This window comes from Actinokineospora spheciospongiae, assembly GCF_003182415.1.
GTDB lineage: Bacteria > Actinomycetota > Actinomycetes > Mycobacteriales > Pseudonocardiaceae > Actinokineospora > Actinokineospora spheciospongiae.
The window spans coordinates 565,892-583,683 of sequence record NZ_QHCP01000003.1; the positions used below are offsets into that span (position 1 = coordinate 565,892).

At 74.7% G+C, this 17,792-nt stretch carries 12 protein-coding genes; 10 read left to right on the forward strand and 2 right to left on the reverse strand.

Features of this window, described 5'->3' with window-relative positions; all coding sequences use genetic code 11:
* Positions 1–198: 198 nt before the first annotated feature.
* Positions 199–3,618, forward strand: a complete 3,420-nt coding sequence (locus tag DFQ13_RS10205) for a glycosyltransferase family 2 protein (protein WP_110079581.1) — start codon at positions 199–201, stop codon at positions 3,616–3,618.
* 782 nt (positions 3,619–4,400) lie between these two features.
* On the opposite strand, the gene DFQ13_RS10210 is transcribed toward DFQ13_RS10205, so the two are convergent.
* Complete coding sequence (locus DFQ13_RS10210) at positions 4,401–4,868, reverse strand: metallopeptidase family protein (RefSeq protein ID WP_035277561.1); 468 nt, start codon at positions 4,866–4,868, stop codon at positions 4,401–4,403.
* Between the two features lie 109 nt (positions 4,869–4,977).
* Here DFQ13_RS10210 and DFQ13_RS10215 point away from each other — a divergent pair, with 109 nt between their 5' ends.
* The 8 genes from DFQ13_RS10215 (at position 4,978) to DFQ13_RS10250 (ending at position 13,460) form a co-directional block, all read left to right on the forward strand.
* On the forward strand, positions 4,978–5,334 hold the full coding sequence (locus tag DFQ13_RS10215; protein ID WP_181399910.1) for a DUF3499 domain-containing protein: 357 nt from the start codon (positions 4,978–4,980) through the stop codon (positions 5,332–5,334).
* Positions 5,335–5,384: 50 nt separating this feature from the next.
* The gene (locus tag DFQ13_RS10220) at positions 5,385–6,731 is read left to right on the forward strand and encodes a phosphomannomutase/phosphoglucomutase (protein WP_110079582.1); all 1,347 of its coding nucleotides are present in this window, start codon (positions 5,385–5,387) and stop codon (positions 6,729–6,731) included.
* 45 nt (positions 6,732–6,776) lie between these two features.
* A complete protein-coding gene (locus DFQ13_RS10225) occupies positions 6,777–7,007 on the forward strand; it encodes a Trm112 family protein (protein WP_110079583.1) in 231 nt (76 codons plus the stop codon).
* On the forward strand, positions 6,973–8,103 hold the full coding sequence (locus tag DFQ13_RS10230) for a phosphoheptose isomerase family protein (RefSeq protein WP_110079584.1): 1,131 nt from the start codon (positions 6,973–6,975) through the stop codon (positions 8,101–8,103). The genes DFQ13_RS10225 and DFQ13_RS10230 overlap by 35 nt, the downstream gene beginning before the upstream one ends.
* A 53-nt stretch (positions 8,104–8,156) precedes the next feature.
* A complete protein-coding gene (gene manA, locus DFQ13_RS10235; RefSeq protein WP_110079585.1) occupies positions 8,157–9,398 on the forward strand; it encodes a mannose-6-phosphate isomerase, class I in 1,242 nt (413 codons plus the stop codon).
* A 58-nt stretch (positions 9,399–9,456) separates the two neighbouring features.
* Positions 9,457–10,377: a cation diffusion facilitator family transporter gene (locus DFQ13_RS10240; RefSeq protein WP_035277569.1), complete on the forward strand. Its 921-nt coding sequence runs from the start codon at positions 9,457–9,459 to the stop codon at positions 10,375–10,377.
* 151 nt (positions 10,378–10,528) lie between these two features.
* Entirely contained in the window at positions 10,529–12,085 is a 1,557-nt protein-coding gene (locus DFQ13_RS10245; protein WP_052020291.1) for an amino acid permease, read from the forward strand.
* A gap of 10 nt (positions 12,086–12,095) precedes the next feature.
* Positions 12,096–13,460, forward strand: coding sequence for a glutamate mutase L (locus DFQ13_RS10250; protein WP_110079586.1), 1,365 nt, complete (start codon positions 12,096–12,098; stop codon positions 13,458–13,460).
* Between the two features lie 67 nt (positions 13,461–13,527).
* Here DFQ13_RS10250 and DFQ13_RS33700 read toward each other — a convergent pair whose 3' ends face one another.
* Positions 13,528–15,858 carry a hypothetical protein gene (locus DFQ13_RS33700; RefSeq protein WP_110079587.1) on the reverse strand — a complete coding sequence of 777 codons (2,331 nt, stop codon included), beginning with the start codon at positions 15,856–15,858 and terminating at the stop codon, positions 13,528–13,530.
* Positions 15,859–16,013: 155 nt separating this feature from the next.
* On the opposite strand from DFQ13_RS33700, the gene ahcY reads away from it, so the two are divergent.
* Positions 16,014–17,504: an adenosylhomocysteinase gene (gene ahcY, locus DFQ13_RS10260; protein ID WP_035277573.1), complete on the forward strand. Its 1,491-nt coding sequence runs from the start codon at positions 16,014–16,016 to the stop codon at positions 17,502–17,504.
* Positions 17,505–17,792 lie beyond the last annotated feature (288 nt).

The window sequence follows — 17,792 nt, forward strand, 5'->3', positions numbered from 1 at the left end:
CGCGGTCGTCCCGCTGCGGCGGCTGCCCCGTGCCCACCCGCCCCGCGGTCATCGCCGCGCCGGGCTCGCACCTGCTCGCCGGGTCCTGCGGGTGTGCCGCGCCGACCCCGTTCACCTGCCGGTCCTCGCGCGACACCACGGTCCGACCACGTACGGTGACCCGGTCCGGACCGTGATCCACGAGGAGGTGTGCGCGCCATGTCCGCGCGGTCGCGCCCAGCACTGACGCCCGGCGCCGCACCGGTCCTGCGCACCGCGCCGGTCCTGGCCGTGCTGGTCTGCCACGACGGCGCCGAGTGGCTGCGCGTCGCGCTCTCCGCGCTGCGGCACTCCACCCCCCGACCCCGGCACGTGCTCGCCGTCGACACCGGGTCCACCGACGCCACCGCCGAGATGCTCGCCGCCGCGGCGACCGGCGACGACAAGGTCCTCGACGGCGTCCTCACCCTCGACCGCGACACCGGTTTCCCCACCGCCGTGCACACCGCCGTCGACCACGCCGTCGAGCGGTGGGGCGACCCCGGCGGCTGGGTCTGGCTGCTGCACGACGACTCCGCCGCCGACCCCGACTGCCTGGCCACCCTGCTGCTGGCCGCCGAGCTGTCCCCGTCCGCTGCCGTGCTGGGCCCGCTCGCCGTCGACTGGCACGACCCGCGGCTGGTCGTCGAGGCGGGACTGTCCACCGACGCCTCCGGGCACCGGCAGACCGGCATCGGGCCGTCCGAACTGGACTGGGACCGGCTCGCCCGCGGCCGGGAGCGGACCGGTGGCGACGGCGACCGCCGGTTCGGCCAGAGCACCGAGGTCCTGGCCGTGTCCTCGGCCGGGATGCTGCTGCGCCGCGACGTGTGGGACGCCCTCGGCGGGTTCGACCGGGCGCTGCCGCTGCTGCGCGAGGACCTCGACTTCGGCTGGCGGGTCAACCGCTCCGGCCGGGTCGTGCTCTGCGTCCCGGCCGCCCGGCTGCGCCACGCCCGGGGCATCGCCGCGGGCCACCGCGGCCTCGACGCGCACCCGGTCGCCCTCGGCCCGTCGCCGCGCGCGGTCGACCGGGGGCACGGCATGCGCACGTTCCTGGTCAACTGCTCCGCGGTGTCGTTCGCGCTCGGCATCCCCCGGTTGGCCGCGCTGTGCCTGCTGCGCGCCCTCGGCTTCGCCGTGCAGCGCCGCGGCGCCGACGCCCGCGCGGAGCTGTCCGCGCTGAACTACCTGATCAGCGGGCACGCCGAACTGCGCGCCGCGCGGGCCCAGCGCGCGCCGCACGCGGGCGGGGGAGGTGTTCGCGGACTGTTCACCAGCCGGTCGACCCGGCTCCGCAACACGGCGCGCGGCGCGCTGTCGGCCATGGTCCGCAGGCGCGTCGAGGCCGACGCGGCGCTGGGCAGGCTGCCCGGCGACTACGACCCCGGCGCCGTCTGGCTGTCCCCGGAGGACGGTCCCGCGCCGCGCAAACCCCTCGGCCCGGAGGCGCTGCCCGCGGGCGCGGGCGGTCGGCCCCGCCGGGCCGGGCTGCGCAGGCCGGTCGCCGCCGTCGCCGTGTCCCTGCCCGCCGAGGCCGCCCCGCGCCCCGGGGGCGCGCGGCCGTCCCCGGTGCCGCGCCCCTCACCGGTGCCCCGCGACGGGTCCGGCCCGCCACCCGCGCCGGACCTGGTGCTGGTCAGCGTCGACCGGGGCCGGGTGCTGCGGCAGATCCTGCTCGCGCCACCGCTGCTGCTGCTCGTCGGCCTGGCGGTGCTGGCGCTCGTGGTGAACGCCGGGCGCATCGGCCTGGACCTGTCCGGTGGGCGCCTGCTGCCGATCGGCGACCTCGGCCAGACCTGGTCGGAGTACGTCAGCACCTGGCACGGCGTCGCGGGCGGCACCGCCGCCCCGGCCCCCGCCGCGCTGGCGGTGCTCGGGCTGCTCGGCGCGGTCCTGGCGCCGTTCGGCGGGGTGCAGGCGGCGGTCGCCCTGCTGCTGCTGGCCGACCTCCCGCTCGCGGGCCTGAGCGCCTACCTCGCCACCCGCCGCGCACCCGTGCGCCGCTGGGTGCGCGCGCTGATCGCCGTGGCCTACGCGCTGCTGCCCCCGGCCGCGGGCGCGGTCGCCCAGGGCAGGCTCGACGTGGTCGTGGTGCACCTGCTGCTGCCCCTGGTGACCTCCGGCGTCACCGCGCTGCTGGTGCGGCGGCGCACCGGCGCGGGCCCGTCGGCGTGGCTGTCGACGACCGCGGGCACCGCGCTCGGGTTGGCCGTCATCGGCGCGTTCTCCCCGCTGACGCACCTGGTGCTGGTCGTGGTGGCGCTGTTCGGGTTCGTGCTCGTCCCCGGCGCGGGCACCCGGCGCGGGGCGGCGCTGTTCCTGCTCGTGCTGATGCCGCTGGCGCTGCTGCTGCCGTGGCCCGCCGTGGTCATCCAGCACCCCGGCGTGCTGCTGCACGGGGTCGGCGCCCGGCTCGACGCCCCGGCCGCGTCCTGGACCGACCTGCTGTCGCTGACCGCGGGCGGACCGGGGGCGTGGCCGGTCGTCGGGCTGGTGGTGCTGCTGGCGGTGCTGCTCGGGGTGGCCGTGCGACCGCTGCGCGGGGTGCTGCCCGGGCTCGGGTTCGCCCTCGTCGGCCTGGCCGCCCTGGCCCTGGTGCGGCTGGTGCCCGCGACCCCGCTGGGCGGGAACACCGCCACCCACGGCTGGGCGGGCGCGCCGCTGCTGGTCGTCGGCTGGGGGCTGCTGTGGGCGCTGACCGGGGTGTGCCGCACCGGCCGCGCGGGCCTCCGGCTGCCGTCGACCCCGGCCGTCGCGCGCACCCTCGCCGGACTCGGCGCCACCGGGCTCCTCGCGCTGGCCCTGGGCCCGGTCCTGGCCACCCCCGGCCCCCTCCGCGACGACGGCGGCCCGCGCCTGGCCCCCACCCTGACCGCGGACCTGGCCGCCACCCGCCGCTCCGTCGTCGTCATGGCCGCCGACGGCGAACCCCTGCGGCAGACCACCGCCCGCCCACCCCGCCTCGGCGACGACGACCTCGCCCCCACCCCGGCCGCCGCCACCCGCCTGGCCACCCTGGACCGCGACCTGCGCGGCGACGACGTCGACACCGTCCGCGCCGCCCTGGCCCGAGCCGCCGCATCCGGCGCCCTGTTCGTCGTCGCCCCCGACACCCCCACCGCCGACCGCCTGCGCGACCGCGGCGGCCAACTCCTCGCCGACGCCCCACCCACCTCCGACGGCCGCCCGGTCTTCCGCCTGCTGCTGCCCTCGGGCTCGGCCTACCTGCTGTCCCCCGACCTGGCCAGGCAGGCCCTCACCGGCGCCCCACCGCCCGCGCTGCTGGACAACCCCGGCGTCGTTCCCGTGGAAGCCGCCCCGCCGTCGGTGGCCGTCCGCGTCTCCGACGGCCCCGAGGGCCGCCTGCTGGTCATCGCGGCGGCGGAGGAACCCGGCTGGACGGCCACCCTGGACGGCAGGCAGACCGGCATCAGCCGCGCCTGGGACGGCCAGGTCGCCATCACGGTCCCCACCCGGGCGACCGAGGTGCGGGTGGAACAGCCGACGGCGCTGCGCGGGGTGCTGCTGCTGGTGCAGGGCGCGGTGCTGCTGTTCACGCTCCTCACCTCGATCCCCGGCCGTCGCCCCGAGGACTGACCCGGCGTGGGCCGTGCCTCGAAGCCGGTCTTGTCGTGGTGGTGCCCGGGTGGGTGGATGTGCTCAGCTTGGCCGTCTCCCGCAAAGCCCGGTCGTTTGGTGGGGGTGCCCGGCTGGGTGGATGTGTTTGGCCGGGGCCCCTATGGCGATCATGTGCTCCAGTGCGTCAGGTGGGGCTGAAAAGATGCCCCACCGCCCAGGCAGGCTGTCACATGATCGCCACCCCCGGCCAAACACATCCACCCACCCGGGCAGGGGCGTAGCCGGGCCGGCGGTTTTCGGGGTGGTCGGCTGGCAAGCGCGTCCACCCACCCGGGCAGTTGGCTGGCCGGGCCGGCGGTTTCGGGGGTGGCTGGCTGGGCAAGCGCGTCCACCCACCCGGGCAGTTGGCTCGCCGGGCCGGCGGTTTCGGGGGTGGCTGGCTGGGCAGGCACTTTTCAGCCACCCGGGCATTTACTCGCCGGGCCGGCGTTTCGGGGTGTCGGCCTGCGTTGAGGACAGGCCCTGGGAGCCAGCCCACCTGCTGCCCATCGGCGCCAGGGCAGCCCCCGAATCAACCCAAGCACCACCCACCGACGAAACCGCCGCTCCGCCCGGAGTTGTCCACAGCCCCAGGGGACCCCCGAAATCAATTCAACCAGGGGCCACCGACAAAAGAGGCTCCGCCGAGCCGAGTTGTCCACAGGGCCGGGGGAGCCCCCGAGGTCAAGCCAACCGGCAGCCACCGACGGAGGAAGCGGCCCTCCCGGGGTTGTCCCCAGGGCGGGCCGGTCGGGGTGGGGTCAGCCCTCGCCGTCGATGACGCCGGGGTCGAGGCCGAGGTAGGCGGCGACCTGCTCCACCAGCACGTCGTGCACCAGGTCGGCCAGGTCGCCGCCGTCCTTGGCCCTGGCCTCCAGGGGGCGGCGGTAGAGCACGATCCGGGCCCGGGTCGGTTGGCCTCGGCGGTCCACCCCGGCCGCCACCAGGCGGGCGAGCGGTACGCCGCTGTCGGCGAGGACGCCGTCGGGGGTGGGGGTGCCGGTCTCGGGGACCTCCGGCACGTCGTCCACCGCGACGTCGAGCTTGGTCAGCTCCGTGCGCCAGCGGGCCTCGATGGGCTCCAGGGCGTCGAGGACCAGCGCGTCGAACTTCTCCGCGCGGGTGCTGGCGGCGGGCAGGGTCGAGGGGAAGAGGGGGCCGCGCAGGCCACGTCCGTGGCGGTCGCGGCTGCGTCGTTCGCGGCGCCGGGAACCGCGGGCTGTCACCACGGGGAACCAGCGTACGCGGGTCGGCAGTTGCCCCGGTTGGGCGCTCCGGGGGCGTGTCGCGGGTGCACATGCGGTACCGGGCCGGGGGGAGGCGCTATCGTCACCAGTTGTGCGGAGCGTGCGTCGGTGTTCACGAACCGGGTGTCTGAACCCGGCCGTCGCCACGCTGACCTACGCCTATGCCGAGTCGACCGCCGTCGTCGGGCCGTTGGCCACCTACTCCGAGCCGCACAGCTACGACCTGTGCGAGGAGCACGCCCTGCGGCTGACCGTGCCGCGCGGGTGGGACGTGGTGCGCCACGACGGGTCGTTCGCGCTGCCGGAGCCCTCCGTCGACGACCTGACCGCGCTGGCCGAGGCCGTGCGCGAGGCGGGGCGGGTCGACCGCCCGGTGGAGCAGCCGGACCCGGGCACCGGGAGCAGGCGCGGTCACCTCCGGGTCCTCCCCGACCCGGTCAACGACTGACCCGCGCCGGTAGGCTGCCGGGCGAGGACCACCGAACCCTGGGAGAACCCGTGCGCGACCTGTCCGGCGTCTTCAAGGCCTACGACATCCGCGGCGTCGTCGGCGAGCAGATCGACGCCGACCTGGTGCGGGCGGTGGGCGCCGCCTTCGCCCGGCTGGTCGGCGGGCCGACCGTCGTCGTCGGCCACGACATGCGCGAGTCCTCCCCCGGCTTGGCCGCCGCGTTCGCCGAGGGCGCCAACGGCGAGGGCGTCGACGTGATCAACATCGGCCTGGCCAGCACGGACATGCTGTACTTCGCCTCCGGCAGCCTGGACCTGCCCGGGGCGATGTTCACCGCCAGCCACAACCCGGCCAAGTACAACGGGATCAAGCTCTGCCGCGCGGGCGCCGCCCCGGTCGGGCAGGACTCCGGGCTGCGGACCATCCAGGCCGAGGTGGAGGCCGACACCCCCGGTTCGGGCAAGACCGGTTCCGTGGAGACCCGCGACCTGCTCACCGGGTACGCCGAGTACCTGCGCGGGCTGGTCGACCTCTCCGGCATCCGCCCGCTCAAGGTCGTGGTGGACGCGGGCAACGGCATGGGCGGTCACACCGTGCCCACCGTCTTCGACGGCCTGCCGCTGGACGTCACCCCGATGTACTACGAGCTGGACGGCAACTTCCCCAACCACGAGGCCAACCCGCTGGACCCGAAGAACATCGTCGACCTGCAGGCGAAGGTCCGCGAGGTGGGCGCCGACATCGGCCTGGCCTTCGACGGCGACGCCGACCGCTGCTTCGTCGTCGACGAGAACGGCGACCCGGTCTCGCCCAGCGCGATCACCGCGCTGGTGGCGGTGCGCGAGCTGGCGAAGGACCCCGGCGGCACGGTCATCCACAACCTGATCACCTCGCACGCGGTGCCCGAGATCGTCGCCGAGCACGGCGGCGTCCCGGTGCGCACCCGGGTCGGGCACTCGTTCATCAAGCAGGAGATGGCCGAGACCGGCGCCATCTTCGGCGGCGAGCACTCCGCGCACTACTACTTCCGCGACTTCTGGAAGGCCGACACCGGGATGCTGGCCTCCATGCACGTGCTGGCCGCCCTCGGCGAGCAGCCGGGCACCCTGTCCGACCTGACCCGCGAGTACAACCGCTACGCCGCCTCCGGTGAGATCAACTCCACCGTGGACGACCAGGCCGGGCGGCTGGCCGCGATCAAGGCCGAGTACGGCGCCCGGGACGGGGTGACCCTCGACGAGCTGGACGGGCTGACCGTGCGGCTGCCCGACGGCGCCTGGTTCAACCTGCGCGCCTCGAACACCGAACCCCTGCTGCGGCTCAACGTCGAGGCCGCCGACGACGACGCCGTGGCCGCGGTGCGCGACGAGGTGCTGGCGATCGTGCGGGCCTGACCGCGCCCGCCCCGCCCGCGACCCCCGAACCGGAGGAGGACCACCATGGCAGTCACCCTGGACCCGCAGCTCTTGGACATCCTCGCCTGCCCGTCCGACGACCACGCCCCGCTGACCGCGGGCACCCCGGACGACCCGGCCGCCGACGCGCTCACCTGCACCGAGTGCGGGCGGGTGTTCCGGGTCGACGACGGCGTGCCGGTGCTGCTGCTCGACGAGGCCACCGAGCCCCCGCTCGACAATGTCACCGAGCCCCGGCCCGACGCGGACCACTGAGTTGACCTCCCTACCCGACGACACCCTCCTCGACGACGCGGCGCGCATCTCCGCCGCCGACCCCGAGGGGCTGCTGCGCGCCGCCGCCGGAGCGGGCGCCCAGGTCCGCGCGACCGCCGACGCCGCCCGCGAGGCCGGTCTCGACCGGTTGACCGGGTTGCGCCCGCGCGCCCTGGTGCTGGTGACCAGCCCCGGCCTGGGGCCTGCGGTGGCCGGGCTGCTGGCGGCGCTGCTGCCCGCCTGCCCGGTGCCGGTGCTGCTGGCCGACGAGGTGCCCGGCTGGATCGGCCCGCTCGACGTTGTCGTTGCGCATACCGACGACCCCGGCGACCGCCTGCTGGCCCGCGGTGTCGACCGCGCGGGCCGCCGTGGCGCCGCCGTGGTGCTCACCGCCCCCGCCGAGGGCCCGGTGGCCGCGGCTGCCGCGGGCAACGCGGTCCTGGTGGCGCCCCGGATGCCGGTGCGCCCCGGGTTCGGTTTCGCCACCGCCTACACCGCGGGCCTGCTCGCGCTGTCCGCCCTCGGCCTGCTGCGGGTCGACCTGGACGCCATGGCCGACGAGCTGGACCGCGAGGCCGAGCGGGCGCACCCGAACCACGAGTCGTTCGTCAACCCGGCCAAGGCGCTGGCGCTGCGGCTGGCCGAGCACACCCCGCTGCTGTGGGGGCTCGACCCGGTCGCCACCGCCGTGGCGGGCAACGCCGCGCAGGCCCTGGCCACCCACACCGACCTGGTCTGCGACGTCGCCGACTACCAGCAGGCGATGAGCCGCACCGCCCTGCACCGGGCCGCGGTGCGGGCCACCTCCGGCGGCGACATCTTCGCCGACCCGGACGACTTCGACGGCCCGGCCACCGCGCCACCGCGGGTGCTGCTGCTGGCCGTGCGCGCCGACCCGGGCGACCCGGCCCGCAGGTTGGCCGCGGAGACCCTGCCGGGGGCCGACCTGATCGACCCGGCCGAGGAGATCACCGCCGCCGACGAGCCCACCCGGGCCGCGGTGCTGGCCCTGCGCTTCGACCTCGCCGCCCTCTACCTCGGCCTGGCCGCGGGGACGGCGGGCGGTTCCGGACGGTACGCACCCGCGACGGCCTAGCGGCGGCGCAGCCGCGGCAGGTCGGTCGGGTGCAGTGAGGGAGTTGAAGGTCTGTGGAGCTGCTGCGCAACGCCGTGCGCCCGTACGCGTGGGGATCGCGCACCACCCTCGCCGAGCTGCTGGGCAACCCCTCGCCCGCCCCGCACCCGGAGGCGGAGCTGTGGATGGGCGCGCACCCCGGCGACCCGTCGCGGGTGGTGGACCCCTCCGGTGCCGAGCGGTCGCTGCTGGAGCGGATCGACGCCGACCCGGAGACCGAGCTGGGCGCCGACACCGCCGCCCGCTGGGGCAACCGGCTGCCGTTCCTGCTCAAGATCCTCGCCGCCGAGGAGCCGCTGAGCATGCAGGCGCACCCGTCGGCCGCCCAGGCCGCCGAGGGCCACGCCCGCGAGGAGGCGGCGGGCATCGCCAGGGACGCGCCCAACCGCAACTACCCCGACCCCACCGCCAAGCCGGAACTGGTGTGCGCGCTCACCGAGTTCCACGCCCTGGCCGGGTTCCGCGACCCGGTGCGCACCCTGGCGCTGCTGGAGGCGGTGCGCACCCCGGGCCTGGCGCCGTACGCGGACCTGCTCGCCGGGCAGCCCGACTCCGGTGGCCTGCGCGCGCTGTTCACCATGTGGATCACCCTGCCGCAGACCGCCCTGGGCAACCTGCTGCCGGACCTGTTCGACGCCTGCGTCCGGCACGTCAAGGACCACGGCGAGTTCGCCCTGGAGTGCCGCACCGTCCTGGAACTGGGGGAGTCCTACCCCGGTGACGCGGGCGTGCTGGCGTCCCTGCTGCTCAACCGGCTGGTCCTGGGCCCCGGTGAGGCGATCTACCTGCCCGCGGGCAACCTGCACGCCTACCTGCGCGGCACGGCGGTGGAGATCCTGGCCAACTCCGACAACATCCTGCGCGGCGGCCTGACCCCCAAGCACGTCGACGTGCCGGAACTGCTGCGGGTGCTCGACTTCGGCAGCAACGACATGCCGGTCACCACCGGGGAGGACCGGGGCAGGCTGCGCGTCTACCGCACCGAGGCCCCCGAGTTCGAGCTGTCCCGGGTCACCTGGGGCGAAGCTGACCGCGACGAGGTCGCGCTGCCCGGCGGCACCCCCCGCATCCTGCTCTGCTGCGCGGGCACGGTGGTCGTCGGCGACGGCGAGCGGGAGCTGACCCTGCGCCCCGGCCACTCCGCCTGGGTCCCGGCCACCGACCCCGACCTCCTCGCCCGGCCGTCCGGTGACGGCGAGGCGCACCTGTTCGTCGCCACCACCGGCACCGACGCGCCCTCGCACGGCGAGCGGTGACCCCGGTGGCCTAGGCTTCCCCCGAAATCGGACATCGACGAACACCAAGGGAGCCACCGTGTCAGCAGGGGGTAGCACCAAGGCCATCCTCGCCGCACTCGCCGCGAACGCGGGCATCGCGGTGGCGAAGTTCGTCGGGTTCCTGGTCACCGGGTCGTCGTCGATGCTGGCCGAGTCGGTGCACTCGGTGGCCGACACGTCCAACCAGGGCCTGCTGCTGCTGGGGCAGAAGACCTCCCAGCGCAAGGCGACCAGGGAGCACCCGTTCGGCTTCGGCCGCGACCGGTACTTCTACTCGTTCATCGTGGCCCTGATGCTGTTCACCCTGGGCTCGGCGTTCGCGCTGTACGAGGGCATCCACAAGGTCACCCACCCGGAACCGCTGACCTCCCCGATCGTCGCGGTGCTCATCCTGGTGGTCGCCATCGGCCTGGAGAGCTACTCCTTCGCCACGGCCATCACCGAGTCGAAGAAGGTCAAGGGCGACGCCACCTGGTGGGGCTTCATCCGCCAGTCCCGCACCCCCGAACTCCCGGTCGTGCTGCTGGAGGACGCGGGCGCCCTGCTCGGCCTGGTGCTCGCCCTCGCGGGCGTCGGCCTCGCGGTCCTCACCGGCGACCCGGTGTGGGACGGTGTCGGCACCATCTGCATCGGGGTCCTGCTCGGCATCATCGCCGTCATCCTCATCGTGGAGATGAAGTCCTTGCTCATCGGCGAGGGCTCCACCGACGCGGAACTGGCCAGGATCGAGGACGAGCTGGCCACCGGCAAGATCGAGCGCGTCATCCACATCCGCACCCAGTACATCGGCCCCGACGAACTTCTCGTCGCCGCCAAGATCGCCCTGCGCCCCGGCCTGCACATGGACGACGTCGCCCAGGCCATCGACGACGCCGAGGCCCGCATCCGCGCGGCGGTCCCCACCGCCCGGCTGATCTACCTGGAACCGGACCTCTACCGCACGTCCGCCACCGCCTGACCCGGCCAGACGTGAAGCGCGAGCCTCGACCCCCGCGGGGTCGGGGCTCGCGCCTCGTCCGCCCCCGGTTCGCGGTGCCGGTCTTCAAGCGGACCGCCCACCGCGGCGCTAGCCTCCCTGGACTGGACAACGTCGAACCAGGAGGTGGGCCGTGCCGGGGAGTGGTCTGTGGCGCACGAAGTCGATCGAACGGTCCATCGCCGATACCGACGACCCGGACACCAAGCTCCGCCGCAACCTCTCCACCTGGGACCTGACGGTCTTCGGGGTCGCGGTGGTCATCGGCGCGGGCATCTTCACCCTCACCGCCAGGACGGCCGGTGACTTCTCCGGCCCGTCGGTCTCCGTCGCCTTCGTCATCGCCGCGGTGGCCTGCGCCCTGGCCGCCCTCTGCTACGCGGAGTTCGCCTCCACGGTCCCCGTCGCGGGCAGCGCCTACACCTTCTCCTACGCCACGTTCGGCGAGTTCGTCGCCTGGATCATCGGCTGGGACCTCATCCTCGAACTCGCCGTCGGCTCGGCCGCGGTGGCGAAGGGCTGGTCCACCTACCTCAACACGGTCATGGGGTACCTGTTCGGCTTCGACCCGGACCGCACCAGCGCCACCGTCCTCGACGTCGGCCCCATCACCGTCGACTGGGGGGCGCTGCTGCTGGTGGGCGTGATCGTGACCCTGCTCGCGGTGGGCACCAAGCTGTCCTCGCGGGTGAGCATGGTGATCACCGGGATCAAGGTCGCCATCGTGCTCTTCGTGATCGTGCTCGGCCTCTTCTACGTCAAGGCCGCCAACTACACCCCGTTCGTCCCGCCCGCGGAACCGGCCGCCGCGGGGCAGTCGGGGGTCGAGCAGTCGCTGCTGTCGTTCCTGTTCGGCAGCGGCAGCAGCTCCTTCGGCGCCTTCGGGCTGCTGGCGGGCGCGTCGCTGGTGTTCTTCGCGTTCATCGGCTTCGACATCGTCGCCACCACCGCCGAGGAGACGAAGAACCCGCAGCGGTCGGTGCCGCGCGGCATCCTCGGTTCGCTGTCGATCGTGACCGTCCTCTACGTCGCGGTGTCGCTGGTCGTGGTGGGCATGGTCAGCTACACCCAGTTGGCCACGGTGAACCCGGACGGCAGCGAGAGCAAGAAGACGCTGGCCACCGCGTTCTCCGCCAACGGCGTCGACTGGGCGGCGCAGGTCATCTCGATCGGCGCGCTCGCGGGCCTGACCACCGTGGTCATGGTGCTGATGCTGGGGCAGATCCGGATCATCTTCGCCATGGCCCGCGACGGGCTGCTGCCGCGCGGGCTGGCGAGCACCGGCGGCAAGGGCATCCCGGTCCGGGCGACCCTGGTCGTCGGCGGCCTCGTCGCCGTCGCGGCGACCTTCTTCCAGGCGGACAAGCTGGAGGAGATGGTCAACGTCGGCACGCTGTTCGCGTTCATCCTGGTTTCGGCGGGGGTGGTCGTGCTGCGCCGCACCCGCCCGGACCTGCCCCGGGCGTTCAAGGCGCCCTGGGTCCCGGTCGTGCCGGTCCTGGCGATCCTCGCCTGCGTGTGGCTGATGCTGAACCTGACCGTGCTGACCTGGCTGCGGTTCGTGGTGTGGATGGTGCTCGGCGTGGTCATCTACTTCGTCTACAGCAGGCGGCACTCGCTGCTGGGCAAGGACCCCGAGGGCGCAGGGGCGGCGGGCGCGGCCGGGCCGCCGGGGGAGTCCGGGAAGTAGCATCGCCCGCGTGCCGCTGCTCTGCCTCGACGTCGGGTCCACCTGGACCAAGGGTGCCCTGGTGTCCGAGGCGGGGGAGCTGCTCGGCACCGCGCAGCACGCCACCACCGCACCGGAGGTGCTGCGCGGTGTCGACGCCGTGGCCGCCGCCCTCGAACCGGGAACCGCCGCGCGAGCCGCAGACCTCGGGTCGGGGGCGCCGGGTTCGTCGCGCACCGCCGCGCAGGCGGGTGGGGCGGTGGTGCCGGTCCTGCTCTGCTCGTCGGCCGGGGGCGGTCTGCGGCTGGCGGTCGTCGGCCAGGAGCGGCTGGTCAGCGCCGAGGCCGGGCACCGGGTGGCGCTGTCGGCGGGCGCCAAGGTCGTGCACGTGTCCGACGGCGAACTCGACGGCGCGGGCCTGCGCGCCCTCCGCGCGGCCTCCCCGGACGTCGTCCTCCTCGTCGGCGGCACCGACGGCGGTGATCAGCGCACCCTGCTGCACAACGCGTCCAGGCTCGCCGCCAACCGCGTCCGCGTCCCGATCATCCTGGCGGGCAACACCGCCGCCCGCGCCGAGGCCCTGACCCGCCTCGCCGGTCGCACGGTCGTGGTGACCGACAACGTCCTGCCCGACATCGGCGAACTCGCCCCCGCCCCGGCGCGCGCGGCCATCCGCGAGGTCTTCCTGCGCCACGTCATCGGCGGCAAGTCCCTCTCCCGCGGCCCCCGCTTCCGGCGGCTGGTCCGCGCGGTGACCCCCGACGCGGTCCTCTCCGGGGTCTCCCTGCTGGCGTCGGCCACCGACGACACCGGCGCCGTGCTGGTCGTGGACGTCGGCGGGGCCACCACCGACGTCTACTCCGCGGTGTCCACAGTGGATGAAACGGCGGGTGCGGTCGGGCTGCCCACCGACCGCCGCACGGTCGAGGGCGACATCGGCATGCGCTGGTCGGCGCCCGGGGTGGTGGCCGCCGCCACCGCCGACCGCCTCGTCGGGGAAGCCGACGGGCTGGCCGGGGCCGCCGCCCACCGCGCCGCCGCGGTCGACTGGGTCCCGACCACGCCCGAAGAGTCCACTGTGGACTTACGACTCGCGGCCCTGGCCGCCCGGATCGCCCTGCGCAGGCACATCGACGCCACCGACGGCCGGTTCGGCCCCCGGGGCATCGGGCTGCTCATCCTCTCCGGCGGACCCTTCCGGCACGCGGAATCCGTGGCGGAGGTGGAAACCGCCCTCCGCTCGGACCCCGCCCTGCGCCCCCACCTGCGCACGGCGGCGGTCGCGGTGGACACCGACTACGTCCTCGCCCCGGCGGGCCTGCTCGCCGCGGCGGGCCACCGGGCCGCCGCCGAGCACCTGCTCACCACCCGCCTGCGCACCACCCACCCGCACTGAACCCGCCGCCCACGAGGCCAAGCGGCCACGAAGCGACCAGGCGGGCGCGACGCCAGGTGCCGCGGCGTCAGGTGGGCGGGGTGGATTCCCGCTTCGGCGGCCAGGACAGGCCGCCCGACGCCGGGGCCTCCGGGTCCAGCGCCGCCGCCATCGCCACCGCGCGGTCCCACTCCGGGTCGGCCGGGTAGTCGGTGTGCGCGAGGGTGCCCGGCGCCCAGCGGCGGCCCGCCACGGGGCCGCGCATGGGGTCCGGCAGCCAGTGGTCGCCGCCGAGGACCAGCGCCCCGTGCGGGGACACCGACGCCGCCGGGAGCGGACCCTCGGTGCCGTCGGTGCGGAAGCCGGTGCCCAGCAGCCTGCCGTCGCACACCTGGCGGTTCCACGTGGTCACCGCGCCGCCGATCGGGTCCGTGCCCCGGCACAGCGCCCGCCACCGTCCGCCCAGCCCGCCCGACAGGTGCGCCAGGCCCCGGTGCGACACCACGGCGGGGAAGGCCCTCGGGTACGCCCACTGCAACTGCGACCCCGCCGTCACGATCCCCAGCCTGCCCGCGGCGGCCGGGTCCAGTGTGCCCAGCAGCCGGGCCGCGGCCACCGCCACCAGCAGGCTCCCCTGGCTGTGCCCGGTCAGCACCACCCTGGTCGACGGGTCCCTGAGGTGCTCGGCGGCGCGCGCCGCCAGTTCCGGGACCACCTTCAACGCGTAGCAGGGCGGCACGGCCGGGTGCGACTCGCGCGGCCAGAACGACGCCAGGTCCGCGATCACCCCCAGCCTGCGCCCCGCCTCCGGCTGCCGCGCGGCGTCGTACACCGCCTTGAGCAGCGCCCCGGCCAGCGCGCCCAGCGCCAGCACCCCGAACGCCGACAGCGGGTCGGTCCACGGCGGCGGTGTGAAACCCGACACGCGCAGCGCGATCACCGCGACCGCGCCCGCCACCAGCACCGCCGACGCCGCGAGCACCACCCGGTGCAGGTTGCGCCGCTGCCAGCCCGCCACCCGCCACGCCTTCAGCGCCGCCGCGGCCTCCGGGCGGCCCGCGTGCAGCAGGCCCGCCTCCGCGTAACCGGAGCCGCGCAGCAGCCGCACCACCGCCACCACCAGCATCGGGACCGCCACCACCACGCCCAGCGCCGCCGCCGCGCCCCACAGCAGCGCCACCGGCTCGTAGCCCGCAGGCAGCCGGGCGCCGACGCCGATCAGCCGACCCACGGCGATCGCCAGCCCCGCGCCGAAGCCACCACCGAGCAGCACGCCGAACGCCAGCACCGGCGCGGCCATCCAGCCGCCCGCCCACGGCCGCAGCTCGCGCGGCTCACCGGCCCAGGTCCGGCGGGCGATCAGCGCCGCGGGCACCAGCAGCACGCCCACCAGCACCACCACCCCGAACAGCGCCACCGCCACCAGTTCGACCGTCGGCCCGGTCCCGGTCACCGCGGCGGGCATCGGCGACATCACCGCCCCGACCGCCACCACCAGCGCGCCCGCGACGACCAGCAGCACCCGCCGCGGCCACCGCCCCAGCGCCCCGCGCAGCGCCCGGCCCACCCGGCTGTCCCCAGCCCCGCGCGGGTCGTCGAGCAGCAGCACCGCCAGCAGGCACAGGCCCAGCAGGGCCAGCGCCAGCAGCCGCAGCACCCGCGCCACCGGCCCGTCGGGCTGGTGGAAGGGGCCGCCCACGGCCAGCAGCGCCACCGACGCCAGCGCCGTCACCAGGTGCAGCGCCCGCAGCGCCGGGGTGTCCGGGTCGGCGACGAGCCTGCCGCCGGGCAGGTCGCTCTCGGTGGGCCGCACCCGCGCGCCCGGCCGCCAGGACACCGTGGAGATCCGGTACAGGACCAGGACGAACAGCAGCGCTGGGAGCAATCCCACAACCTGGCGGAAGGGGTAGGCCGAACGGACGCCGCCGGGCACCCAGGCCAGGCAGTCCGCGCCCGGCGCCAGGCACTGCGTCGCCAGCAGGTCGAGGGTCACCACGGTCGACTGGGTGATCAGCAGCGCGGTCAGCAGCAGGGCCGCGAGCCGCACCAGCGAGCGGTTGACCGCGGCGAGCACCCGCCCGGCCCGGTGCCCGGAGGGGACCGGGGGCAGCATCCAGTGCGCCATGTTGGCCAGGGAGAACGGGAACAGCAGCGCCCAGGCGGCCTTCGCCCAGCCGCCGGAGGTCATGGCGCTCCACACATACCCCTCGACCACCCTGGGCACGGACCTACCCTCCGCGCGCAGCACCGGACCCGGTGCGGGACGCTGGAGCCGATCCGCCGGGCGGACCAGCCGACCGACGCCGTCACCCGCGACGTCCACCGCGGCGACGGCGCCGACCAGCGACTCCGCACCGGTGCCCAGGACGCCGTGCACGCGCAGCTCGACCACGCGCGTGTCCGATCCGGTGAGCAGCACGTTTCTCCCCAGGTCGCCGATCCGCCGGGCGCTTGCGCCCGCATTGCGTCCATGGTCCACGCTGGTCGGGCGCGGATCACCCGTTTCGGCCGATCCCTGCCCACGGACCGCGACGGTAGTGTTCGGCAGGAAACTGAGTCTGGAGGATTTACCCGATGACCGCAGAAGACACGCGGACCACGACCGGGGAGCGCTTCGCGCAGACCCTCAACGGCGTCGACTTCGCTGTGGCGGACCTCTCCCTGGCCGAGTTCGGCCGCAAGGAGATCCGCCTCGCCGAGCACGAGATGCCCGGCCTGATGGCGCTGCGCCGCGAGTACTCCGAGGTGTACCCGCTCAAGGGGGCGCGCATCTCGGGCTCGCTGCACATGACCGTCCAGACCGCGGTCCTGATCGAGACCCTGGTCGCGCTCGGCGCCGAGGTGCGCTGGTGCTCGTGCAACATCTTCTCCACCCAGGACCACGCGGCCGCGGCCGTCGTCGTCGGCCCGCACGGCACCCCGGAGGAGCCCAAGGGCGTCCCGGTGTACGCCTGGAAGGGCGAGACGCTGCCGGAGTACTGGTGGGCCACCGAGAAGATGATGACCTGGCCCACCGGCGGCGGCCCCAACATGATCCTCGACGACGGCGGTGACGCCACGCTGCTGGTCCACAAGGGCAAGCAGTACGAGGCCGCGGGCGTCGTCCCGAACGCCGAGGACAACGACCCGGAGGAGTGGGGCATCATCCTGGAGACGCTGCGCGCGTCCCTGGCCGCCACCCCGGACAAGTGGACCAAGATCGCCGCCGACATCCGCGGCGTCACCGAGGAGACCACCACCGGCGTGCTGCGGCTCTACCAGCTCGCGGCCGCCGGTGAGCTGCTCTTCCCGGCGATCAACGTCAACGACTCCGTCACCAAGAGCAAGTTCGACAACCGCTACGGCATCCGCCACTCGCTGGTCGACGGCATCAACCGCGGCACCGACGTGCTCATCGGCGGCAAGCTCGCCGTGGTCTGCGGCTACGGCGACGTCGGCAAGGGCTCGGCGGAGTCGCTGCGCGCCCAGGGCGGTCGCGTCGTCGTCACCGAGATCGACCCGATCTGCGCGCTGCAGGCGCTGATGGACGGCTACGAGGTCCGCGCCCTCGACGAGGTCATCGAGAAGGCCGACATCGTCATCACCACGACCGGCAACAAGGACGTGGTGACCGCCGACCACATGGCCAGGATGAAGCACCAGGCCATCCTCGGCAACGTCGGCCACTTCGACAACGAGCTGGACATGGCGGGCCTGGCCCGGCACCCCGGCGTCACCCGGATCAACATCAAGCCGCAGGTCGACGAGTGGGTGTTCAAGGACGGGCACTCGATCATCGTGCTGTCCGAGGGCCGCCTGATGAACCTGGGCAACGCCACCGGCCACCCGTCGTTCGTGATGTCGAACTCCTTCTCCAACCAGGTGATCGCGCAGGTCGAGCTGTTCACCAAGCGCGAGGAGTACGACAACGAGGTCTACCGCCTCCCGAAGAAGCTGGACGAGAAGGTCGCCCGCATCCACGTGGAAGCGCTCGGCGGCACCCTCACCAAGCTGACCAAGGAGCAGGCCGAGTACATCGACGTCGACGTCGAGGGCCCGTTCAAGTCGGAGCACTACCGCTACTGACCCGAAGCGGTTCGATCTGCCCCGGCACGCAACCCGCGTGCCGGGGCAGACGTCTGTAGGGGTGCCCCCACCTGCGGGGTGTAACACCCGGGGCCGTCGGAACGATCTTGAATAGTTCTGGCGCGCGCAGGGGGCGCGTCAGTGCCGGTGAGCCGCCCCGGGGGTGGGGAACTGGGGGGCGCCGGGGGCGGTGCCACCGTCAGAAGAGAGGGGAGACTCTTTTGACGGCGGCACCGCCCCCGGTTCCACTGTTCCCCCCGGCACTGTTCCCCCCGGCTCCGCCGAGGT

What these genes read in the sequence shown, in the direction of transcription:
- DFQ13_RS10205 (WP_110079581.1), top strand. Translation starts at nt 199, where the DNA reads ATGTCCGCGCGGTCGCGCCCAGCACTGACGCCCGGCGCCGCACCGGTC.
- DFQ13_RS10225 (WP_110079583.1), top strand. Translation starts at nt 6,777, where the DNA reads ATGGCAGTCACCCTGGACCCGCAGCTCTTGGACATCCTCGCCTGCCCG.
- DFQ13_RS10230 (WP_110079584.1), top strand. Translation starts at nt 6,973, where the DNA reads ATGTCACCGAGCCCCGGCCCGACGCGGACCACTGAGTTGACCTCCCTA.
- ahcY (WP_035277573.1), top strand. Translation starts at nt 16,014, where the DNA reads ATGACCGCAGAAGACACGCGGACCACGACCGGGGAGCGCTTCGCGCAG.